Here is a 21,122-nt window from a genome sequence, read left to right on the forward strand (position 1 = left end):
CAGGGAAGCATATGCAGGGCAGAGGTAAATTCATTACGCTGGAAGGGGGAGAGGGTTCCGGTAAGACAACGATGATCGGTAGAATAGGTTCTTATTTTGAAGAACGGGGTATACCTTACGTAGTTACGCGAGAGCCTGGTGGAATTGAGATTGCGGAGAAAATACGTTCAATTATTCTGGACCCTCTTCATACGGCAATGGATGCTCGAACCGAAGCGCTATTGTATGCAGCTGCACGCAGCCAGCATCTGGCGGAGAAAGTAGAGCCTGCGCTGAGAGCTGGAAAAGCAGTCATCTGTGACCGATTTGTCGATAGCAGTCTGGTCTATCAAGGATACGCCCGTGGACTCGGGATAGAGAATGTATGGGCCATTAACCGTTTTGCGATTGGTGATCTCATGCCGGATGTGACCTTATATCTGGACATTGAGCCTGAAGTGGGGCTTGCCCGGATCGATGCTCATGATGGCCGGGAAGTAAACCGTCTAGATCTGGAAAATCTGGAGTTTCACCGTAAAGTGCGAGAGGGTTACTTCCTATTAAAAGAGCAGTTCCCGGAACGGATCAGAGTTATCGATGCTTCCATGAAGCAGGAGGATGTCTTGGAAGCAATGATTTTGTCGCTGGAGACAGGGATTTTGAAGGATTTTGACGAGTAATTGTCTAATATATAGACAGGGCATTTGATAAAGGTGCTTATTCTAAAGGAGGTTATGCAGGATGAAACTGATTGTTGCGATTATACAGGATAAAGACAGCAACCGATTATCCAGCGCATTGGTCAAAGCAAACTTTCGGGCAACGAAGCTTGCCAGTACGGGCGGATTTTTGAAGGCAGGCAACACGACGTTTATGATCGGTGTCGATGATGGTCAAGTCGAATCCGTAATGAACGTCATTCGCAGCAGCTGTAAGGTTCGTGAACAGCTCGTGACTCCGGTCACACCGATGAGTGGAACAACCGACTCTTACCTGCCGCTACCTGTTGAAGTTCAAGTAGGCGGAGCTACTGTATTTGTTCTCCCGGTAGATCGCTTCGAACATTTCTAATTAAACCTATTGCATGGATCTCATGAGGGTCCTTCATGATTGATAGCATGTTGGAAACGATGGATGCAAGAAGAGTTAACAGAGTTCGTGCGTGCCACTTACGGAACGCCTTTCTTGATGAGAAGAATCAGCATACTCTTTCCGGATGAGCATTTCCCAGCTGGGGGAATGGTTCATTTCGGAAAGAGGTTGACTACAAAGAACAAGTCCTTGATGGTGATGTGTATCTACCATTATATATAGAGTGTGATCAGCATATATAAAAGCCTCATTCTCACGCACAGGCGCAACGCGCACTGTGCTGATGGGCGATTGGCTAACTATGATAGAAAGCGGGCGTATCCATGAAAATCAATCCTGGATTCAGACCGATTCAGAGCGGGATCAGTTCTACTGATTCAGGTTCCAAACCGGTTCAATCCAAAAATTTCTCTGATATGATGAATCACCAGGGGGAACGGGCCTCACAAGCTGAACTGAATCGCCGGTTTAGTGAAATCCAGCTTCAGGGAGATCGCTTGGCACGTTCCATGACGATTCGTGAACTGAAGGCATATAAGCAACTTGTTAAAAGGTTCCTGGAAGAGACCGTTCGTCGCGGTGTATCCATGAAAGAGACAAGGGGTTGGGATCGTCGTGGCAGAGGTAAGCGGTATAAGCTGATTGATGAAATTGACTCCGCTCTGTTATCCATGGCTGATGAATTGCTGGATACAGAAGAAGGAAAAATCTCTCTATTACAACAAGTAGGGGAAATTCGGGGGATGCTTATTAATTTAAGCTTCTGAGGAGGAAGTATGTCCTTTCAACAGATTATGGGTCAACAAGCGGCCAAGAAAATGTTACAAAGCAGTTTGAGACGTAAGGCAATAAGCCATGCGTATTTGTTTAGCGGTCCAGCTGGTAGCGGGCAACGGAAGACGGCAATTACCTTTGCCAAGGCAATATTCTGTACAGAGCTTGAAGATGACGCTTGTGGGCAGTGTCTTGAATGTCGTAAGGTAGATCATGGTAACCATCCGGATCTAACCATGCTTGCACCAGATGGAAACAACATTAAAATAGATCAAATCCGGGATCTGCAGCGTATTTTTTCATACCGATCAGAGGCAGGCCATCCCAAAGTATATATTATAGAACAAGCCGAGAAAATGACGGTGCAGGCAGCAAACAGTTTGCTCAAATTTCTGGAGGAACCGCAGGTACCAGCAGTCGGCATCCTGATTACAGATAATGGACAGGCCATGTTGCCAACGATCCGCTCACGCTCCCAATTGGTACCGTTCAGCGCACTGAATCCGGAAGAGATGCTGCAATCACTAATTGAGGAAGGGCACCCTGCCAATCTGGCTCGCTCTGCCGTCCATTTAGCGTCAGGATTGGAAGCATGTAGAGAAATTCTCCAGCAGAATTGGTTTGCAGAAATTAGAAACGTAATGTTACAATTAGGGAAGGAGTCCCTGGGTAGAGGAAGTACATCATTGATCTCTGCACAGCAGAAGCTTTTTAAAACCGGACTCTCTGAACACCTGGACATGTTACTCAGTTTGTTCCATCTATGGTTTAGGGACATGCTGTATGTTCAGTACGATAGGCATGAACATATCGTTTTTATAGATCAGTTAGACATGTTATCTCAGTTGGCACATACCCGCAGCACAGAGCAGTGGGTCTCCTATATGGATATGGCCGCAGCATGCAGAAAAAAATTGCGTTTCAACGTCAATGGCCAGCTTTGTCTGGAGCAATTTTTGATCGGTTTGGCATAAGACTGGGAGAGGGCAAAGTTAGCTCCAATCATATGCAAACGGTTATAACTTCGGCCGGTTCCCTAAGAAGACGGGGCTTCAGACGAAGTGGGGTTGGCTTACAAGGGGGTTAATTTTTTGTACAGTGTAGTGGGTGTCCGTTTCAAAAAAGCGGGCAAAATTTATTACTTCGATCCCCTGGACCTTCCCATTGAGAAAGAAAACTGCGTTATCGTGGAGACAGCGCGGGGGGTTGAGTACGGTAAGGTTGTCGTAGGTAAGAAGGAAGTGGGCGAGTCCGATGTGGTGTTGCCGCTGAAGAAAGTCATCCGCGTTGCGGGCGATACAGATGCCCGTGTGGTTGATGAGAACAAACGTGCAGCCAAAGAAGCATTCGGTACTTGTTTAAATAAAATCAAAGACCATGGCCTCAAAATGAAGCTGGTCGATGTGGAATTTACGTTTGATCGCAATAAAATTATATTTTATTTTACAGCTGAAGGAAGAGTTGATTTCCGGGAGCTGGTCAAGGATCTGGCAAGCATATTCCGGACACGAATCGAGCTGAGACAGATTGGTGTACGTGATGAAGCGAAGATGCTTGGCGGAATCGGACCTTGCGGCCGTGTGTTGTGTTGTTCTTCCTGGCTGGGAGACTTTGAGCCGGTATCAATCAAGATGGCTAAAGATCAGAGCCTGTCACTGAATCCGACGAAAATTTCAGGGTTGTGCGGAAGACTCATGTGCTGTCTGAAATTTGAGCATGATAACTATGAAAGTGTGAGAGAAGAACTGCCAGCTGTAGGCAAATTGGTCGTCACCTCATTGGGTGAAGGAAAAGTTGTCGGAATTAATGCCGGTAGCCGCACAGTCCATGTTCAACTGTTCGACATCAGTAAAGTCAAAGAACTTCCGCTGGATGACGTCGTTATCAAGTAAACCATAAAGGTTGCTTCGGGGTGGAAACTTGGAAAAGAAAAATCTGTTTACGCACATTCATGAAATGGAAACCCAACTGGGTCAGTTGCACGGTGATTTAGGAGAGTTAAAAATGATTGTGAAGGAGCTGCTTGAGGATAATCAGCGGCTTACCATCGAGAATGAGCAGTTGCGCAAACTGCTCAAACGTGAGGCTCCGGCAGATCTGCCAATCTCCTCAGCACTCGCTCCTGTAGCAAGACCAGCAGGTCCGGCTACAGGCGAGGATGTTGTGGGTGAAGGGTATGATAATCTGGCTCGGTTGTATCACGAAGGCTTCCATATCTGCAACGTCTATTATGGACATTTGCGGACGGAAGGCGATTGTCTGTTCTGCCTGTCTTTTTTGAATAAATGAAGTGACCGTAGGGATCCCCTACGGTTTTTTTTCAAGGTTATAAACCTAAAATAAACGAACATGAGATATAGAGTACCGGAGGATGAGCGTAACATATGGAAGAAAATGAAGTTGTGTTACATGAGTCAGAGCGGATTGATGATCTGCTCTCTCATGATCTGAGAATCATTCAAAGTGATGAAGTGTTTAGTTTTTCGATGGATGCCGTATTATTAGCCCGGTTTGCTTCCGTACCTAAACGGGGTCGTATACTTGATTTGTGTACGGGTAACGGGGTGGTTCCCATTTTGCTTACAACGCGTACGCAGGCTAGTCTGGAAGGGATCGAGATTCAGCCACGTTTGGCTGATATGGCGCGTCGCAGTGTGCAATTAAATGCATTGGATGAATCGATTATGATTCGTGAAGGTGATTTGCGAGAACTCGTGAAAGAAACAGGACATGCTGTATACGATGCAATAACCGTTAATCCTCCATACATGCCTCTGAATGGCAGTGATCTCAAGATGAACACACATCAGGCAATGGCACGTCATGAGATCGGATGTACCCTGGAAGAAGTGATTCAAGCTTGCAGTCGGCTTGTACGTAATGGCGGCAAAGTATCGATGGTTCATCGTCCGCAGCGCCTTGCAGAGATTATCTCGCTCATGCGCGAATATAAGCTGGAACCAAAACGGATTCGGATGGTACATCCCCGTGCTCATCTGGAAGCCAACATGGTGTTAATTGAAGGAATGAAAGATGGTAAACCCGAAGTAAGGATGCTTCCTCCACTCATTGTCTACAATGAAGAGGGGAAATACTGCGAAGAGATTATGGATATTTACTATGGTCAGCAACATGCTGAGCGTACTACGAAAGGAGGGCTTTAGATGACTTTGCATATCCAAAAAAGCTATGCGGAGCAGCCTGAAGGATCAGGCAAGCTCTATCTGGTTGGAACACCCATTGGTAATCTGGAGGATATGACCTTCCGTGCCATCAAGACATTGCAGAGTTGTGACATCATTGCAGCAGAAGATACACGCCAGACCCGAAAGCTGCTTACCCATTTTGAAATTACACCTTCGATGCTGTTTAGTTATCATGAGCATAATAAGGGGGCGAGTGGACCTGAACTGATACGATATATAATAGAAGGAAAAAATTTGGCACTCGTCAGCGATGCCGGTTTGCCAGCTATTTCGGACCCTGGTTCTGACCTTGTACAGCTTGCACTGGAAGCCGGAATAACGGTCATTCCCATCCCGGGGCCCAATGCTGCGTTGTCTGCTCTGATCGTGTCCGGATTACCGACGGAGCGTTTTACATTCGGCGGTTTTTTGCCGCGGGAGAAAAAGGACATGCGAAAAGTGCTGGAGGCGTTTGACGAATCCAACGGGACTTTGTTATTTTATGAATCGCCTCATCGTATTCGGAAAACATTAGTCCACCTTGAAGAAATTCTGGGTGATCGCTCGATTGTCCTGGCTCGTGAACTAACCAAGCGTCATGAGGAATTCGCAAGGGGTACTGTGAGGGAATGCATAGACTGGCTTGAAGAGCATCCACCTCTTGGCGAGTACTGCTTGCTAGTAGAAGGCATTAAGGAAGAGGAGCGTAAGGCTGAGCGCGAAGCATGGTGGCAGCTCATGTCACTCGCGGATCATGTCAGCCATTATGAGGGTGAAGGACATAACCGCAAAGATGCAATGAAAAAAACGGCTACCGATCGCGGTCTGGCGAAGCGTGATGTATATAATGCATTAATCGAGTAGTAATCTAACCAAATATCTTCTGTTGTGGGGAACATAACCTGAAAAGAAGCTTATATCCAACCTTAGTGGAATATTAAAAAGAGCAGAGTGGCTAAAAAAAATTCCGAACAAATTTCATCGTTCTCTCCCAGTTCGCGTGTGACAGAATCATTTTGGGTAATGGAACCCATAACAAGGCAAAAAAATACCTTCCGCGGTGGGGTTCACACCGGGAAGGTCATTAAGGAATATTAAAAAGGTTAGAAATAACAATTTAGATAAGTCCAGTATACCTGGTTTTTCTTATTTTGCCACAGGTGCAGGGATTTCGGAAATACATTCGTTACAAACAATTTTACCTTTGAAGTAAGTAACGTTCTCTGCATTACCACAGAAGATACAAGCAGGCTCGTATTTTTTCAACATGATGCGCTCGCCGTCAACGTAGATTTCCAGAGCATCTTTTTCACCAATACCGAGCGTACGGCGCAATTCAATTGGAATAACTACCCGTCCCAGTTCGTCCACTTTTCTTACAATACCTGTTGATTTCATCATTATAATCAGTGCTCCTCTCAGCTAACTATCTTTGTCATTATTCGACATTATTTTATGTTTTATGATACTCATCATACCAACGATTCCCAAATCAGTCAACCTTAAAATTAGCTTAAAATTAAGGCTGTTTTTCACAAGGTTACTGGTGGTAAGGGATTGGAAGCCATTTTTCGCATTTAAACCTCAATGTCAGCTTTGTCGATTTGGAAAACGACAAAACTACTTCATTCGACAAAGTTCGTCATATGGTGTCGAATCTTAGGTGAATCGCAGAGCTCAAAGCGTTAATATAAAAGAAATTAAAGGAGTGAGTCGACATGGAACAACGTTTAACGGAAGAGAAAGTATTCAAAGATCCGGTACATAATTATATCCACGTGCAAGATCCGGTTATATGGCAGTTAATTAACACCCCGGAATTTCAGCGTTTACGCCGGATTCGTCAACTGGGTACTTCTTACCTTACCTTTCACGGAGCAGAGCATAGTCGGTTCTCACATTCACTAGGTGTTTATGAGATCACACGCAAGATCATCTCTCAATTTGAAAGAAGTCATTATTCGGATTGGCCGAAGGAAGAAAAGATTGTAGCTCTGTGTGCAGCTCTACTTCATGATCTCGGGCATGGGCCATTCTCTCACTCCATCGAGGAAGCTTTTGACATGAATCACGAAGATTGGACTTGTCGCATTATTACAGGTGATACCGAAGTAGGGGCGATCTTAAGACGGTATGCTCCTGATTTTCCTGAGAAAGTAGCGTCTGTCATTCAAAAAACGTATGAAAAGCCGATTGTGGTGAACTTGGTGACCAGTCCGCTTGATGCAGACCGAATGGATTATTTGCTCAGGGATGCCTATTTTACAGGTGTAAATTACGGCACGATTGACCTTGATCGTATCCTTCGGATGCTACGTCCTTATCATGGGCGGATTGTAGTCAAGGAGTCAGGCATGCATGCTGTGGAGGATTACCTAATGTCTCGGTATCAGATGTATTGGCAGATTTACTTCCATCCGGTAACTCGTAGTTCTGAAATTATATTGCGGCAAATATTCAAGCGAGCGAAAACACTCCTACAACATGGTTTTCAATTCCGCTTCATGATTGATCCACTCCCTCAATTATTTGAAGGAGAATTATCCGTGGATGAATATTTGCAGTTGGATGAAGCATTAATTCAGACGGCATTTACGCAGTGGCGCAAGGAGGACGATACTGTTCTGAGTGAGTTATGCGAACGTTTTATGGATCGCAAGTTATATAAGTATGTAGAGCTTGAACAGGTCGACTTGACAATGATGGAAGAGATTCGGGAAGCTTTTGTACAGGCTGGCCTCGATCCCGAATATGATCTTGAAATTGATTTTCCTTCGGATAATCCGTATGATGTGTTTCGTCCGGATGAATCCACAGATAAGCAGATTCTTCTTCTGGATCGACAGGACAATTTACGTGAGTTGTCAGAAGTATCTGACATTGTCCGTTCCATCAGTGGGCTTCACCGAGGGAAACATCATTTGTATTACCCGCAAAACAAGGTGGATGCGATTATTCACGAATTACCGTCACATATACGCCCCTATTTCTTGTAATCATGTGGGTATAATCCGATGAAGAATTTCGATATCAAAACACTTTCTAAAAGAGCTATTTTCCATGATACAGTAATCTGCTTTAATGGGGAGTATATGTAGATCGACATAATTTTGTAAATGCAAGCAGGCAGAATGAGCACAATTAGCAATATATAGATCAGAATATCCGTATATCTTCTATATATTGTAGTTGTGAAGAAACAAACGTAATGATGTAATACACAGATTACCCAAAATGTTTTATGTATGAGTCATTGAATTATTGAATTTTACAAATTGGATTTTGAAAAAAAAAGATAGTCGTTATTTCGACATGAAGGGAGATACAGACATGATGCTGTTCGACACACATACACATCTGGATGCACCACAATTCGACGAGGACCGCGAGGACATGATTCAGCGTGCTGTGGATGCAGGAGTTGGTCGCATGATCAACATTGGCTTTAACCGGGAGACAATTCCAACCACAATGAAACTCGCTGAAACATATGACTTTATATATGCAGCTGTAGGGTGGCATCCTGTAGATGCGATCACAATGCAGGAGGGCGATTTGGAGTGGATTGCATCTTTATGCAAGCATGAAAAAGTGGTTGCGATCGGTGAGATTGGATTGGATTATCACTGGGATACTTCACCAAAAGAAATACAGCATCGCGTATTACGACAACAAATTGCTTTGGCGCGTGAAGTGAACATGCCAATTGTCATCCATAATCGGGATGCGCATGAGGATATCATAAGAATTTTGCGTGAAGAGAAGGCGGGTGAAGTTGGTGGTGTGATGCACTCGTTCTCGGGCAGCTGGGAAACAGCAAAAAGTTGCCTCGATATGGGCTTCCATCTCTCCTTCGGAGGACCGATCACATTCAAAAATGCAAAGCAACCCAAAGAGGTGCTGGAGAAGGTTCCTATGGACCGGTTTTTCATTGAAACAGATGCTCCATATTTGACACCGCACCCTTATCGTGGGAAGCGAAATGAGACAGCGCATGTACGTCTGGTTGCAGAGGCAGCTGCGGAAATTAAAGGCATTTCGGTGGAGGAAATTGCTGCAATAACAACCAAAAATGCCATGGAACGATTTGGGATTCGTTAAAAAAACGAGCAAATGAGGTGAAAAAGGCAGGTAAGCGGAGGTAATTTGCCCTTTGATCCAAATAAATCAAGAATATTACAATATTTTAACCAAATATTCAGAAAAACGTACTTGATCAACGCTTTACAACATGCATCAAAACAGGATATCATCTTTTCAGTGAATTGTTGTGCGGAAAATTGGACAGATGTTCGGGGGATGAACAAAGGGACACTTTCCGATGAAACAACATTACTTTCATGAATCAGTCTCGCTGAGTCTCCGTTAACGGAGAGCGGGGGAACCAATAGGGCTTAAACATCGGTGTATTTGGCCGATGCGCAACGTTCGCTGACCCAAAAGCAGCGAAGGGAACTGCGAAGCCGTATTTGATTTCTTCTTTGGGTCTCGGGGTGAATTCAAGGGCGTCCGCCATGAGCGGGTGACCCAAGATAGGGCGGCTCTCTTTCGCCCGAACCCGACAGCTAACCTCGCAAGCGGAAAAAGAGAGGCAACCTCGTGCATGAATTTCCGATATTCAGAATCATTCGGAAGCCACGAAAGAGTTCCTCTTACACTCTTTCTTTGGCTTTTTTGTTTTTGAATAAAAGAAATATTGTCATCATACGGTAGGTATTCAGGAGGATGACATCATGTTGCGAAGATTGATTCATGGTGCAGAACCGGATTATGTTGGTCCAATCTGTGTTCTGTAGAAAATTTGGTATAGTCACGTCAAAGACATCATGCATTACTTTAGACGGCGAGGCTATGAAGGAGGACGGAGAAGTGGGCACATTCCAACCAGAAGAGACCCATGAGTCACGATCATCCAGTAAGTCTTTCGCGTTGCGGTGGAAGCATGAGAACATGCGTCAAATGGCATTGATCGCGATTTTCTCAATTGCGCTTACAATCATGATCTTGTTAGTCGTTTACGGTCAGGCCGGGAAACAAATTTCGCTGGTTATTGATGGCAAAGCTCAGGTGGTAGAGACTCGTACAGGAATGCTTCAGGAAATGCTGGAGGAGCAGTCGATCACAGTCAGCCCTCACGATAAGGTATCCATGTCCATGAATGGGGCGATTACAGATGGAGACCGAATCGTTATTGAGCGGGCCGTTCCAGTTAACATTACGGCAGACGGAGACACCAAGACTCTGTATACAACCGATTCATCGGTAGAAGATGCAATTCAAAAATCAGGTATTCAAGTTGAAAGTAATGATAAAGTGTATCCGGCGCTTGGAACTGCTATCAAAGCGGAGATGAAGATCCGTGTAGTGCGCGTAACAAAGCGTACAGTGGATGTAGAGCAACCGATCGCTTACAAAGTCATTAAAACGGCTGACCCTAGCTTGTACAAAGGTGATAACCGTGTCGTTGTGAACGGCAAAGAAGGCACAATTGTACAGCATATCGAAAAGGTATTTCAGGATGGAGAATTGGTCTCCAAAAAAATGGTCGGCAAATCTGTCGCTAATAATCGTGTAGATAAAGTGATCGCTGTCGGCACCAAAGCAAAACCGGTCGTGAAAGAACCTGAGATTCAGACCGTATCGGCTCAAACTTCAACAACCAAAAAGGCTACAACAACGAACTCGAAGAAAACATCTGCCTCGGGCAGCAAAGTGATTACCGTATCCGGGACTTCTTTTAAATACTCCAAAGTACTTAAAAATGTATCCATGACTGCCTACTCTTCCGAAGAGCCTGGCATTGGAACTAAAACAGCTTCCGGTACTCGTGTAACGGAAGGACGCACCATTGCGGTTGATCCCAAAGTCATTCCAATTGGCTGGTGGGTATATATCGAAGGTCTGGGATTCCGTCGTGCGGAAGATACAGGCGGTGCCATTAAAGGCAACAAAATTGATGTGTATTATGACAGTGTGAAGCATGCCCTGAATTTTGGACGTAAGAAAGGCAAGACGGTCTACGTGATCGGTCCGGTGAAGCCGGAAGCGAACTAAAATCGTTTTACTTTGAAATGGGAATGCTATAAAATAGTTGCATGAATGATTCATGCGGAATATGCGGCGGAGGAGTCTGAATTCAGTCTCCCCCGCCGTTTGGCAGAGAAGAGGATATTCCTCTTCTTTTTGCGTTAGAAAGGAAGAAATGGAACATGATAAAAGAAGTCATTGTGGTGGAAGGCCGTGACGATACGGTAGCTATCCGTCGGGCCGTGGAGGCCGATACCATAGAAACAGGTGGATCAGCTATCAACCAACGCATTCTGAAGCGGATTGCGCTTGCTCAGGAGAGACGGGGAGTCATTATACTGACAGATCCGGATCATGCTGGCGAACGCATTCGAAAAATTATTGCGAACAAGGTGCCAGGTTGCAAGCATGCCTTCATTCCGGAAGCCGATGCAACGCGCAAAGGGGACATTGGGGTGGAGAATGCCTCACCAGAGGCGATCCGTCATGCTCTGGCGCGCGTACATACTTCATACGAAGGTGCTCCGAGCCTGATCGATTGGGAGGACCTGATCGCGGCAGGACTTATCGTGCATCCGCAGGCTGCTGCACGTCGCATGGAGATGGGCAATCTGCTAGGCATCGGTTATTGTAACGGGAAGCAGTTCCACAAACGTCTCAGTGTATTTCAGATTACACGGGAAGAATTCTCTACAGCATTAGCGCAAATTGAACGTGAAGGATTGTGAGCATATGAAGAACATGGAAGAGACGATTGAAATTGCAACGCCCAAGCGTACGAAAGAGATTATTCAAAGACACGGATTCTCATTTAAGAAAAGTCTGGGTCAGAACTTTCTGATCGATCAAAATATACTGAACAAAATCGTTAATGCAGCCGATCTGGACGAGTCTAAGGGCGCACTGGAGATCGGGCCGGGTATTGGAGCCCTCACGGAGCGACTGGCTCGGGTAGCCGGTCCCGTCACAGCCGTAGAGATTGACCAGCGCTTGATCCCAATCCTGGGAGAAGTGATGCAGCCTTATTCGAATGTACGTGTTCATCATGGGGATGTGTTGAAGCTTGATCTGGCTGAGTTGTTTAATACGGATTTTGCATCCGTGGACAAAGTCAGTGTCGTAGCTAACCTGCCTTATTATGTAACGACTCCAATCATGATGAAACTGCTGGAAGAGAAGCTGCCGGTAGACAGCATTGTTGTCATGATCCAAAAAGAAGTGGCTGAACGCATGGCTGCTGCACCTGGATCAAAAGACTATGGCAGTCTGAGCATCGCAGTTCAGTACTACAGTATGCCGGAACTTGTGTGTATTGTGCCTCCTACGGTCTTCATTCCGCAACCTAATGTGGAATCAGCTGTCATTAAGCTGAAGGTGCGTGAGCAGCCACCAGTGGAGATTCCGGATGAAGCACACTACTTCGAAGTGGTACAGGCTTCTTTTGCTCAGCGGAGAAAAACAATCTCAAACAACTTGAAGGCACGTTTCTTCACAAAGGAGAACCGGGAACAGGCAGACATTCTGCTGGAGCAGGCAGGTATTCAACCGTCCCGGCGTGGAGAGACATTGAGTCTGCAAGAGTATGCCACACTCAGCACCGTAATGTGGGAAGCAGGGGTACGTGCAGCGCTGTAAAATTTGAATGAACCAAACCGGGTCTCTGCCCATACGATGGGGTAGAGGTGATTACGTTGATGAATATCGGAGACTTGGTCGTTCGGAAGTCATACGGCGGCGATGTGACTTTTCGGGTGGAAGGCCTCCAGTTGGATGCTGCGGTCATTAAAGGGACTGAGTTCCGGCTGATTGCCGATTCCCCGGTGGACGATTTGATACAGGTTCCCTACGAACCACAAAGCGCCAAGACCAGACAGGCGCATATTAAAGCACATCAGACCCTGTCCCGTCTGCAGCAGAATCGTATGGAACAGGCTGAGCGGAATCGTGAAGGTCTGGTACAGGATTGGTCTGCCCAGCAGGAACCAGCTTATTTTGAAATGCCTGGAAAGGTGCTTCATCTGGATGGAGATCCGAACTATTTGAAAAAAAGTATGGATCTCTATGAGCAACTTCGTGTGCCCGCAGAGGGACAGTATGTCCATGAATCGGCAATGGCAGATACCTTATACCGCTTATTACCCAAAGTACGTCCGGATATCGTAGTTATTACGGGTCATGATGGGGTGTTAAAGACACGTCAGCCCTATGACTTATATAGTCTTGGTAGCTACAAGAACTCGCAAAATTTTGTGTCGGCCATTCAGGTGGCCAGACAATATGAACGCCATCTGGACGCACTCACTATTGTGGCAGGGGCCTGTCAGTCCCATTTTGAGGCACTGCTGCGCGCTGGAGCGAACTTTGCCAGTTCTCCAGGCAGAATTCTCATTCATGCACTTGATCCGGTCTATGTGGCAGCCAAGGCTTCCTTTACCTCTGTGCGGGATACGGTCAACATGAGTGATGTTCTGCACAATACCATCAGTGGTAGTCAGGGTGTGGGTGGTGTCGAGACACGGGGGAGTTACCGGGTAGGCCTGCCTGGGCTGAATGATTTATCTACGCTAAAAGTGAACCCGTCGGCAGTCTGATGTAGGCCATTTAAAGTCCCAATTTGGGGCTTTTTTTGTTTGCAAAAAAATTCATTGACAACAACTTTTTGATGCTGATATAATAATTAGTTTTGATTTGACAATGACTGTAAAATCCGGTATAATGGACAAGAAAAGAGGTGGTCGTCGACAATGGCTAAAAACACGCTGTTGGATATCAAACGCAATCTCGATGCACATATTGGTCAGAAAATTATGTTGCGGGCTAATGGTGGCCGCCGTAAGACCATTGAGCGTACGGGTGTATTGGAAGAAACGTACCCTTCTGTTTTTATTGTTAAGCTTGATGAGGAGCAAGAAACCTTCAAGCGAGTATCTTATAGTTATGCGGATATACTTACGGAATCGGTGGAAGTCATGGTTTATGACCCGGGCAGCCAGACGCATAGCTCCTATATGGAGACGTAAGTATCGATTTACAGGCGATTCGCCCCACAAGGCGGATCGCTTTTTTATTTTCTTTAAACATCAATTCACCCTCTATCGTAACCCATACATACTCAGGAATGAGCGAGGAACGGTCGCGGCATACTATATGGACAGGTGAAGGGACAGTTTCTTAAGCAATGCAGGAAACTGAATATGGCCTGGTGACAAAATGTCCAAAACGTGAACGAACAACGAACTCATCACATTATGAAGGATACTTTGGAGGAGGATGGTTCATGAGTCGCAGAAGAAGAAGTGTCATGTCAGAGGATCTGAAGAATGAGCTCGCGAAAGATCTGGGCTTCTATGATACTGTGCAACAGGAAGGCTGGGGCGGAATTAAAGCCAAGGATGCAGGAAACATGGTAAAACGTGCAATTCAACTTGCTGAACAGGCTGCGCGCAAATCTTAATCCGTTTCAAGCAGACTGAAAAGCGGGGAAATCCGTCAGGAACAACCCCGCTTTTTCCCCTTAGATGCGGAATACAAATGACTTGACAGCCCCATTTTGATATAATATGTTAAGTTGTCTTAGGGAAAAGGTGAGGACGGGTGAACGCCTTGAAAATTTACGAAAAAGCGCCTGCTAAAATTAATTTGATGCTGGACGTTTTACATAAAAGAAGCGATGGATTCCATGAAGTTGAAATGATCATGACCATGGTCGATCTGGCTGATCGGCTGGAAATGTCGGAGCTGCCGCGAGATACTATTTTCATCTCCAGTCAGGCGGGTTATATCCCGCTCGACGAGAAGAATCTGGCTTTCCAGGCAGCCAGACTCATTAAGGAGCGCTATAACGTGCGTACGGGTGTCCATATTCATCTGGATAAAAAGATTCCAGTTGCAGCCGGACTCGCCGGCGGCAGCAGTGATGCAGCAGCAGCGCTGCGTGGATTGAACCGTCTGTGGCGGTTGAATATACCGGATCACGAACTTCAGGAGCTTGGGGCTGAACTCGGGTCGGATGTTCCATTCTGTATCACAGGAGGGACTGCACTCGCTACAGGCCGTGGTGAGAAGTTAACTCCCATTCCTAATCCGCCGCAATGCTGGGTAATTCTGGCCAAGCCTCCGATTAATGTGTCTACAGCCGACGTGTACGGAAGGTTCCGCAGTGACAAGATTGTTCGTCATCCGAGTGCAGCTAAAATGGAGCAGGCTATTCGCAATCAATCATTTACGGAAGTCTGTGACCAGATGGGCAATGTGCTTGAAGATGTAACGTTGAAGCTGTATCCGGAAGTTCAGCATCTGAAGGATGCCATGATTCGATTGGGTGCAGACGGCGTGTTAATGTCTGGTAGCGGTCCAACGGTATTTGGCCTGGTTTCCAAAGAATCCAAGGTTGCCCGGATATACAACGGTCTGCGTGGGTTCTGTAAAGAAGTGTACGCTGTGCGTATGTTGACGTGAAATTCGCTTTTATAATGTACAAACACGTATAAAGGTGTTATATTCTTAAATAATTATTCGGATTTGGATGTTTCCGTGATCGTGAGGATGGATCTCTGTGAAGAAGTTAAAACGAAGCGCAAGGCTGGTTGAAATGACGCAATACTTATTGTCCAGACCGCATACGGTTATTCCGTTGACCACATTTGCCGAACGTTATGGTGCCGCAAAGTCTTCAATTAGTGAAGATTTGGCGATTATCAAGGAAGTGTTCGAAGAAGGTGGGTCAGGAGAACTGCATACACTGGCTGGAGCAGCCGGGGGAGTAAGATGGATTCCGAAGGTATCCCGAGAACTGGCATTGGCATTTGCGGAGCGGCTCTCGACCCAGCTCGCGCAACCTGATCGGATCTTACCTGGAGAATACCTGTACATGTCCGACTTGCTTGGTCAGCCCGCATTGATGAATGAAGCCGGCAAGATTTTTGCAACGGCCTTTGGCAATATGAATATTGATGTGGTTATGACGGTAGAAACCAAAGGAATTCCACTGGCTTATGCGACCGGAGCCCAGCTCAACCTGCCTGTCGTGCTCGTACGCAGGGACCATCAGGCTACAGAAGGATCGGCCGTAAGTATCAATTATGTATCCGGGTCCCATAAAAGTCTGCATACCATGTCACTCTCTCGTAGGGCGATGCGTGAGCATTCCAGAGTACTTATTGTGGATGACTTCATGAAGGCCGGGGGTACGGTGCAAGGAATGATCGATCTTTTGGCCGAGTTTAATGCTACAGTTGCCGGGGTAGGGGTACTGGTGGAATCTGGTTCTGTAGATTCAGAAGAACGCCTGTTAACAGATTACGTATCTCTGGCGAAACTGACAGCGGTTGATGCCAAGAGCAGACAGATTTCCGTCAAGCCTGGCAACTATTTTGACCTGTAGAAAGATGACGAATGTTATGTCGTTAAAAGGTCTTTTCCATCGACCTGGCACTAACGTTGTCGAATTGTGTATTAAATAAAAAAATTCCTGAAATTAGGAAATTTTTGTGGTTATAAAAAGAAGGAGTTCGTATATGCTGTGTGGAATTATACACCAAGTTCTGATGGAAAAAGGTGGTGAACACACACATGCAAATTACGGATGTCAGACTCCGCCGTGTTAACTCGGAGGGGAGAATGAAGGCTATCGCATCCATTACCATCGATAACGAATTCGTCGTTCATGACATTCGTGTCATTGATGGTAACAACGGAATGTTTGTTGCTATGCCGAGCAAACGTACTCCTGATGGAGAGTTCCGTGATATCGCCCACCCGATCTCTTCCGGTACGCGTGAGAAGATTCAGGCAGCAGTTTTGACTGAATACGATCGTGCGGCAACTGAGGAAGAAGTCATTGAAGAAGGTGCCTGAGAACATTATTGGGGTTCGAAGGAAAAGAGAGCCATGTCTTATGGCTCTCTTTTCTTTTTGACCGGAATAAGATATATTCAGTATTGAGTTTATTAGCAGAGAACAAAAAGCGCATCGTGCGCTTGGTGGCAGGGCGGCATCTTAGGAATCATTGGGATTCGGTTAAGCTCGCAGGTACACGGCGTATACATATAGGTCACGATTCGTTGGTGTCCGCGTTGTTACGTGTGATTACAGAGACAGCAGGCGATGAACAGGACCGGCTTGAAGCCGGCTGAACGATACTCATTGGATACAGATCAGCAATGCATTTCAATGGGATTTTCAGAACAGGAGGTCGTTAATTTTGAAACGAATGGCAATCGTTCTTGCCGCAGGGCAAGGAAAACGAATGAAATCAAAATTGTACAAAGTACTGCATCCCGTATGCGGTAAACCTATGGTTGGACATGTGCTGGATGCAGCACTCAGCGCAGGCGTTGAACGCAGTGTAGTTGTAGTCGGTCATGGTGCCGAAGCGGTGCAGTCATTTTTGGGTTCCAGAGCGGAGTATGCACTTCAGGCGGAACAACTGGGTACAGGTCATGCAGTGAAGCAGGTTAAATCCTTGCTTGGCGGTGAAACTGGCTCTACGATTGTGGTCTGCGGAGATACACCACTTGTGACCAGTGAGACGTTGGAAGGTCTGATGAAGCTGCATGAGAGCAGCGGAGCAGCAGCCACAGTTCTTACGGCTCAGTTGGACAATCCCAAAGGTTATGGCCGCGTCATTCGCGGAGAAGATGGATCTGTACAACGGATTGTGGAACAAAAGGATTGCACAGAGCAGGAAGATGCTGTGAATGAGATTAACACAGGCACATACTGTTTCGATAATGCAAAATTGTTCGCTGCCTTGGAAAAAGTGACGAACCAGAACGCTCAGGGAGAGTATTATCTCACAGACGTGGTTGGCATTTTCCGCAATGATGGAGAAGTGGTTGAAGCTTACATGTCGGATGACATCGCAGAATCCATCGGGGTTAACGACCGACTTGCACTTTCGCAAGCCGAAGCCTTCATGCGTGAACGTCTTGCCGTACGCCATATGTTGAACGGTGTGACAATCATTGATCCGTCATCGACATATATCGGAGCGGATGTTACGATTGGATCAGATACAGTTTTGTATCCGGGGACAATCCTCAAAGGCACAACTTCCATTGGTGAAGCATGTCATATTGGTCCTCAGGCAGATGTGGAAGACAGCGTTATTCAGGACGGAGTTACGATTAAACATTCGGTAGTATCCAATGCCGAGGTTGGTTCTGATGCAACGGTAGGCCCATTTGCTAATTTGCGTCCAGGGACCAAACTGGGTCGCAACGTAAAAATTGGTGACTTTGTTGAAGTGAAAAATGCTACAATTGATGAAGGTTCCAAAGTATCTCATCTCAGCTATATTGGGGATGCCAAAGTAGGGAAAAACGTAAATGTTGGATGCGGGGCAATAACTGTCAATTATGATGGTTATAATAAAGCTGTGACAACGATTGAAGATGATGCTTTTGTAGGCAGCAACGTCAATCTGATTGCACCGATTACGGTAGGAAAAGGCGCTTATGTGGTTGCTGGCTCCACCGTTACCCATTCCGTTCCCGAGAATGATCTGGCCATTGCTCGTCCACGTCAGGAGAATAAACCTGGTTATGCGGAGAAGATTCGCGGACGTGCCAAAGCCAAGAAACAAAATGCCAAACCCCAATAAGGGGTTTTGATAACAAGATTGCCTCCCGAAGATCGGGGAGGTGCCGACATGTCGCAGACGCTTATTGATTCCAATGAACCAGCACGGAGGGTTTTTATTTTATGACTTATTTTGATTCGAAATTAAAAATATTTACTTGCAATTCTAACCCCAAGCTCGCCCATCAAATTGCTGATTATATCGGGATCCCTATGGGTGAATCTCACACAACCAGCTTTAGTGATGGCGAGATTCAAGTGAAACTCTCCGAGAGTGTTCGGGGTTGTCACGTTTATATCGTGCAGTCCACTTGCTTGCCGGTTAATGATAACCTGATGGAAATGCTCGTTATGATTGATGCACTCAAACGGGCATCTGCCAAGACGATTAACGTCGTTATTCCTTACTATGGCTATGCAAGACAGGATCGCAAGGCACGTTCACGTGACCCAATTACTGCGAAACTGGTTGCCAACCTGATCGAAAAAGCGGGTGCAACCCGTGTCATCGCGATGGACTTGCATGCAATGCAGATTCAGGGATTCTTCGACATTCCAGTCGACCATTTGCTTGGCGTGCCAATTCTGGCTCAATATTTCCGGTCGAAACAGATCGAAAATCCGGTTGTTGTGTCGCCTGACCACGGTGGCGTAGTGCGCGCACGTAAACTGGCTGATTTCCTGAATGCACCCCTGGCGATTATCGATAAACGTCGTCCTGAGCCAAATGTGAGCGAAGTGATGAACATTATCGGTAACATCGAAGGTAAAACAGCCATCCTGATCGATGACATTATTGACACGGCGGGAACGATTGTACTGGGAGCGAATGCTCTGATGGAAGGCGGCGTAAAAGAAGTATACGCGTGCTGTACTCACCCGGTATTGTCCGGACCTGCGATGGAACGTTTGGAGAATGCACCATTGAAGGAAGTCATCGTAACGGATACCATTCCAATTACGCATGCTAATCCGACAAGCAAACTCAAAGTGTTGTCTGTAGCGCCTTTGCTCGGAGAAGCGATTATCCGGGTTCATGAGGAATTGTCAATCAGCAAGCTGTTTGAAATTGAATAAGGATGTCTGCATAAAGTAGTAGAGGGGTTACGTTTTCCGGTTCAATGGAAAATGTAACCCCTGTCGGCGTGCCGTTTTATTAAGAGTGAAACAGACGCTGGTCAGCTAATACCCCGGGCGGGAGATAAATCGGAAACGACGCCGATGAAAAAGCGTGTCGGCAATTTCGACGAATTGATTATCGAAACGTGTGATTAGACCAATCTCAATATGGGTGTCGCGGTCGTATACCTGTACAGGTACGTGATATTCGAGATGATAGATAAAATCGCTATGTTGAGTCAGTTGTCCATTGTCTTCGCGCAAAACCCGCTCACCTTCCTGGGTCGATAAAATATTAACTGTGAACACTACAGTAAATCGATCTTTACTTTCTTGATATTATATGAAATATAAGATTCGAAGTCTATGCCTCACCTCAGGCTAATCCGAAGGAGGGAACAAGATGAAGTGGATTGTCGGACTTGGAAATCCAGGCTCGAACTATGCCAAAACCCGTCATAATATCGGTTTTATGGCACTGGATCGGTTGGCTGATCGTCATAATATCTCCATTACACAGAATAAATGTAAAGCGCTGATTGGAGAAGGCAATATTGGCGGTGTGAAAACCGTACTGATCAAACCAATGACCTATATGAACTTGTCTGGTGAATCGGTTCGAGCATATATGGATTTTTATAAAGTTAGTCTTGAAGATCTGATTGTTGTGTACGACGACATGGATACAGAGATTGGCAAAGTCAGATTGCGTTACCAAGGTAGTGCAGGCGGACATAATGGAATCAAGTCCATTATTCAGCATACCGGTACACAGCAGTTTAACCGGGTGCGCATGGGAATATCCCGGCCTGAACCAGGACATGCCATTGTTGATTATGTACTGTCGACATTTATGAAGAAAGAAAAGGAAGCCCTTGATCAGACCATTGAGCAAACATGTGATGCCCTGGAGCATAGCTTGACTCATACGTTTGAACAAACAATGGCGAAGTTTAACGGTTAATTTTGTAAGACATACTGGTAAAATGATCATAAAGACGGGTTCGATTCAGCCATACTGGACATACTGGATGTATAAACCATGTTCAGGAGGCATAAACATGTCAGTGAATTACGTGTGTAGGCATTGCCGTACCTTTATTGGACGAATCGATTCTGCCCGGATAACGGAAGTAGAGCTCGGCTTTCATTTCTTGACCCCCGACGAGCGGAGGGATATAATAGCGTATAATTCCGGTGGTGACATTACCGTTCGGATTACATGTGATTACTGTAAGGAAGCCCTGGAGCACAATCCGGAGCTTAGCCTGCTCGCGAGTCCGCTTCAGTAGACATCGCCTGTACAGGATCGAATGACAGTTGAGGGCGGTTGCGTAATAACGCTCCACCTTTTATAGCCTTGGC

The 21,122-nt window shown here is 45.9% G+C and carries 26 protein-coding genes and 1 riboswitch; of the genes, 24 read left to right on the forward strand and 2 right to left on the reverse strand.

Annotated features, from left to right (window positions below):
• The first annotated feature begins 11 nt into the window (after window positions 1–11).
• The 8 genes from tmk (at window position 12) to rsmI (ending at window position 5,894) form a co-directional block, all read left to right on the forward strand.
• Window positions 12–659: a dTMP kinase gene (gene tmk, locus V6668_RS00095; protein WP_338707448.1), complete on the forward strand. Its 648-nt coding sequence runs from the start codon at window positions 12–14 to the stop codon at window positions 657–659.
• 61 nt (window positions 660–720) lie between these two features.
• Complete coding sequence (locus tag V6668_RS00100) at window positions 721–1,050, forward strand: cyclic-di-AMP receptor (protein ID WP_017691391.1); 330 nt, start codon at window positions 721–723, stop codon at window positions 1,048–1,050.
• 344 nt (window positions 1,051–1,394) lie between these two features.
• Complete coding sequence (locus V6668_RS00105) at window positions 1,395–1,838, forward strand: YaaR family protein (RefSeq protein WP_017691389.1); 444 nt, start codon at window positions 1,395–1,397, stop codon at window positions 1,836–1,838.
• A gap of 9 nt (window positions 1,839–1,847) precedes the next feature.
• Window positions 1,848–2,819 carry a DNA polymerase III subunit delta' gene (gene holB / locus V6668_RS00110; RefSeq protein WP_036606132.1) on the forward strand — a complete coding sequence of 324 codons (972 nt, stop codon included), beginning with the start codon at window positions 1,848–1,850 and terminating at the stop codon, window positions 2,817–2,819.
• A 117-nt stretch (window positions 2,820–2,936) separates the two neighbouring features.
• Entirely contained in the window at window positions 2,937–3,737 is an 801-nt protein-coding gene (locus V6668_RS00115) for a PSP1 domain-containing protein (protein ID WP_017691387.1), read from the forward strand.
• Between the two features lie 28 nt (window positions 3,738–3,765).
• Window positions 3,766–4,134, forward strand: coding sequence for a DNA replication initiation control protein YabA (gene yabA, locus V6668_RS00120; protein ID WP_017691386.1), 369 nt, complete (start codon window positions 3,766–3,768; stop codon window positions 4,132–4,134).
• 95 nt (window positions 4,135–4,229) lie between these two features.
• Entirely contained in the window at window positions 4,230–5,009 is a 780-nt protein-coding gene (locus tag V6668_RS00125; protein ID WP_036606131.1) for a tRNA1(Val) (adenine(37)-N6)-methyltransferase, read from the forward strand.
• Window positions 5,010–5,894 (forward strand): 16S rRNA (cytidine(1402)-2'-O)-methyltransferase, encoded by an 885-nt coding sequence (gene rsmI / locus V6668_RS00130; RefSeq protein WP_036606130.1) that lies wholly within the window; start codon window positions 5,010–5,012, stop codon window positions 5,892–5,894.
• A gap of 282 nt (window positions 5,895–6,176) precedes the next feature.
• Here the strand turns inward: rsmI and V6668_RS00135 are convergent, their stop codons facing one another.
• The gene (locus V6668_RS00135; protein WP_017691383.1) at window positions 6,177–6,431 is read right to left on the reverse strand and encodes an AbrB/MazE/SpoVT family DNA-binding domain-containing protein; all 255 of its coding nucleotides are present in this window, start codon (window positions 6,429–6,431) and stop codon (window positions 6,177–6,179) included.
• A gap of 317 nt (window positions 6,432–6,748) precedes the next feature.
• Here V6668_RS00135 and V6668_RS00140 point away from each other — a divergent pair, with 317 nt between their 5' ends.
• From V6668_RS00140 to V6668_RS00205, 14 genes are all read left to right on the forward strand, one after another.
• Window positions 6,749–8,026 (forward strand): HD domain-containing protein, encoded by a 1,278-nt coding sequence (locus V6668_RS00140; RefSeq protein WP_036606129.1) that lies wholly within the window; start codon window positions 6,749–6,751, stop codon window positions 8,024–8,026.
• 334 nt (window positions 8,027–8,360) lie between these two features.
• Window positions 8,361–9,131 (forward strand): TatD family hydrolase, encoded by a 771-nt coding sequence (locus tag V6668_RS00145; protein WP_179087975.1) that lies wholly within the window; start codon window positions 8,361–8,363, stop codon window positions 9,129–9,131.
• A gap of 241 nt (window positions 9,132–9,372) precedes the next feature.
• Window positions 9,373–9,626: riboswitch (cyclic di-AMP (ydaO/yuaA leader) on the forward strand.
• A 273-nt stretch (window positions 9,627–9,899) separates the two neighbouring features.
• A complete protein-coding gene (locus tag V6668_RS00150; protein WP_091039099.1) occupies window positions 9,900–11,084 on the forward strand; it encodes a 3D domain-containing protein in 1,185 nt (394 codons plus the stop codon).
• A 155-nt stretch (window positions 11,085–11,239) separates the two neighbouring features.
• Window positions 11,240–11,785, forward strand: a complete 546-nt coding sequence (rnmV, locus tag V6668_RS00155) for a ribonuclease M5 (protein ID WP_338707449.1) — start codon at window positions 11,240–11,242, stop codon at window positions 11,783–11,785.
• A gap of 4 nt (window positions 11,786–11,789) precedes the next feature.
• Window positions 11,790–12,692 (forward strand): 16S rRNA (adenine(1518)-N(6)/adenine(1519)-N(6))-dimethyltransferase RsmA, encoded by a 903-nt coding sequence (gene rsmA / locus V6668_RS00160; protein ID WP_100528122.1) that lies wholly within the window; start codon window positions 11,790–11,792, stop codon window positions 12,690–12,692.
• Between the two features lie 59 nt (window positions 12,693–12,751).
• Entirely contained in the window at window positions 12,752–13,648 is an 897-nt protein-coding gene (gene yabG, locus V6668_RS00165; RefSeq protein WP_017691377.1) for a sporulation peptidase YabG, read from the forward strand.
• A 153-nt stretch (window positions 13,649–13,801) separates the two neighbouring features.
• The gene (gene veg, locus V6668_RS00170; RefSeq protein WP_017691376.1) at window positions 13,802–14,077 is read left to right on the forward strand and encodes a biofilm formation stimulator Veg; all 276 of its coding nucleotides are present in this window, start codon (window positions 13,802–13,804) and stop codon (window positions 14,075–14,077) included.
• Between the two features lie 257 nt (window positions 14,078–14,334).
• A complete protein-coding gene (locus V6668_RS00175) occupies window positions 14,335–14,511 on the forward strand; it encodes a small, acid-soluble spore protein, alpha/beta type (RefSeq protein ID WP_017691375.1) in 177 nt (58 codons plus the stop codon).
• A gap of 149 nt (window positions 14,512–14,660) precedes the next feature.
• The gene (gene ispE, locus V6668_RS00180) at window positions 14,661–15,515 is read left to right on the forward strand and encodes a 4-(cytidine 5'-diphospho)-2-C-methyl-D-erythritol kinase (protein ID WP_026081373.1); all 855 of its coding nucleotides are present in this window, start codon (window positions 14,661–14,663) and stop codon (window positions 15,513–15,515) included.
• Window positions 15,516–15,612: 97 nt separating this feature from the next.
• Entirely contained in the window at window positions 15,613–16,440 is an 828-nt protein-coding gene (gene purR / locus V6668_RS00185; protein WP_017691373.1) for a pur operon repressor, read from the forward strand.
• Between the two features lie 188 nt (window positions 16,441–16,628).
• Window positions 16,629–16,913: a septation regulator SpoVG gene (spoVG, locus tag V6668_RS00190; RefSeq protein ID WP_017691372.1), complete on the forward strand. Its 285-nt coding sequence runs from the start codon at window positions 16,629–16,631 to the stop codon at window positions 16,911–16,913.
• A gap of 83 nt (window positions 16,914–16,996) precedes the next feature.
• Entirely contained in the window at window positions 16,997–17,191 is a 195-nt protein-coding gene (locus V6668_RS00195) for a hypothetical protein (protein ID WP_124118801.1), read from the forward strand.
• 77 nt (window positions 17,192–17,268) lie between these two features.
• The gene (glmU, locus tag V6668_RS00200; RefSeq protein WP_260633062.1) at window positions 17,269–18,660 is read left to right on the forward strand and encodes a bifunctional UDP-N-acetylglucosamine diphosphorylase/glucosamine-1-phosphate N-acetyltransferase GlmU; all 1,392 of its coding nucleotides are present in this window, start codon (window positions 17,269–17,271) and stop codon (window positions 18,658–18,660) included.
• A 101-nt stretch (window positions 18,661–18,761) separates the two neighbouring features.
• On the forward strand, window positions 18,762–19,715 hold the full coding sequence (locus tag V6668_RS00205) for a ribose-phosphate diphosphokinase (protein ID WP_017691370.1): 954 nt from the start codon (window positions 18,762–18,764) through the stop codon (window positions 19,713–19,715).
• A gap of 105 nt (window positions 19,716–19,820) precedes the next feature.
• Here V6668_RS00205 and V6668_RS00210 read toward each other — a convergent pair whose 3' ends face one another.
• On the reverse strand, window positions 19,821–20,021 hold the full coding sequence (locus V6668_RS00210; RefSeq protein WP_024633712.1) for a hypothetical protein: 201 nt from the start codon (window positions 20,019–20,021) through the stop codon (window positions 19,821–19,823).
• A gap of 139 nt (window positions 20,022–20,160) precedes the next feature.
• On the opposite strand from V6668_RS00210, the gene pth reads away from it, so the two are divergent.
• Both pth and V6668_RS00220 read left to right on the forward strand, forming a co-directional pair.
• Window positions 20,161–20,721, forward strand: a complete 561-nt coding sequence (gene pth, locus V6668_RS00215) for an aminoacyl-tRNA hydrolase (RefSeq protein ID WP_036606126.1) — start codon at window positions 20,161–20,163, stop codon at window positions 20,719–20,721.
• A 97-nt stretch (window positions 20,722–20,818) separates the two neighbouring features.
• Entirely contained in the window at window positions 20,819–21,049 is a 231-nt protein-coding gene (locus V6668_RS00220; protein ID WP_017691368.1) for an anti-sigma-F factor Fin family protein, read from the forward strand.
• Window positions 21,050–21,122 lie beyond the last annotated feature (73 nt).

This window comes from Paenibacillus amylolyticus (assembly GCF_036894225.1).
GTDB classification, from domain to species: Bacteria; Bacillota; Bacilli; order Paenibacillales; family Paenibacillaceae; genus Paenibacillus; species Paenibacillus amylolyticus.

Excerpts from the sequence above, each read along its gene's own strand:
- tmk (WP_338707448.1), top strand. The coding sequence starts at position 12 with ATGCAGGGCAGAGGTAAATTCATTACGCTGGAAGGGGGAGAGGGTTCC.
- V6668_RS00100 (WP_017691391.1), top strand. The coding sequence starts at position 721 with ATGAAACTGATTGTTGCGATTATACAGGATAAAGACAGCAACCGATTA.
- V6668_RS00105 (WP_017691389.1), top strand. The coding sequence starts at position 1,395 with ATGAAAATCAATCCTGGATTCAGACCGATTCAGAGCGGGATCAGTTCT.
- holB (WP_036606132.1), top strand. The coding sequence starts at position 1,848 with ATGTCCTTTCAACAGATTATGGGTCAACAAGCGGCCAAGAAAATGTTA.
- V6668_RS00125 (WP_036606131.1), top strand. The coding sequence starts at position 4,230 with ATGGAAGAAAATGAAGTTGTGTTACATGAGTCAGAGCGGATTGATGAT.
- rsmI (WP_036606130.1), top strand. The coding sequence starts at position 5,010 with ATGACTTTGCATATCCAAAAAAGCTATGCGGAGCAGCCTGAAGGATCA.
- V6668_RS00135 (WP_017691383.1), bottom strand. The coding sequence starts at position 6,431 with ATGATGAAATCAACAGGTATTGTAAGAAAAGTGGACGAACTGGGACGG.
- V6668_RS00140 (WP_036606129.1), top strand. The coding sequence starts at position 6,749 with ATGGAACAACGTTTAACGGAAGAGAAAGTATTCAAAGATCCGGTACAT.
- V6668_RS00145 (WP_179087975.1), top strand. The coding sequence starts at position 8,361 with ATGATGCTGTTCGACACACATACACATCTGGATGCACCACAATTCGAC.
- rnmV (WP_338707449.1), top strand. The coding sequence starts at position 11,240 with ATGATAAAAGAAGTCATTGTGGTGGAAGGCCGTGACGATACGGTAGCT.
- rsmA (WP_100528122.1), top strand. The coding sequence starts at position 11,790 with ATGAAGAACATGGAAGAGACGATTGAAATTGCAACGCCCAAGCGTACG.
- yabG (WP_017691377.1), top strand. The coding sequence starts at position 12,752 with ATGAATATCGGAGACTTGGTCGTTCGGAAGTCATACGGCGGCGATGTG.
- veg (WP_017691376.1), top strand. The coding sequence starts at position 13,802 with ATGGCTAAAAACACGCTGTTGGATATCAAACGCAATCTCGATGCACAT.
- V6668_RS00175 (WP_017691375.1), top strand. The coding sequence starts at position 14,335 with ATGAGTCGCAGAAGAAGAAGTGTCATGTCAGAGGATCTGAAGAATGAG.
- spoVG (WP_017691372.1), top strand. The coding sequence starts at position 16,629 with ATGCAAATTACGGATGTCAGACTCCGCCGTGTTAACTCGGAGGGGAGA.
- glmU (WP_260633062.1), top strand. The coding sequence starts at position 17,269 with ATGGCAATCGTTCTTGCCGCAGGGCAAGGAAAACGAATGAAATCAAAA.
- V6668_RS00205 (WP_017691370.1), top strand. The coding sequence starts at position 18,762 with ATGACTTATTTTGATTCGAAATTAAAAATATTTACTTGCAATTCTAAC.
- pth (WP_036606126.1), top strand. The coding sequence starts at position 20,161 with ATGAAGTGGATTGTCGGACTTGGAAATCCAGGCTCGAACTATGCCAAA.
- V6668_RS00220 (WP_017691368.1), top strand. The coding sequence starts at position 20,819 with ATGTCAGTGAATTACGTGTGTAGGCATTGCCGTACCTTTATTGGACGA.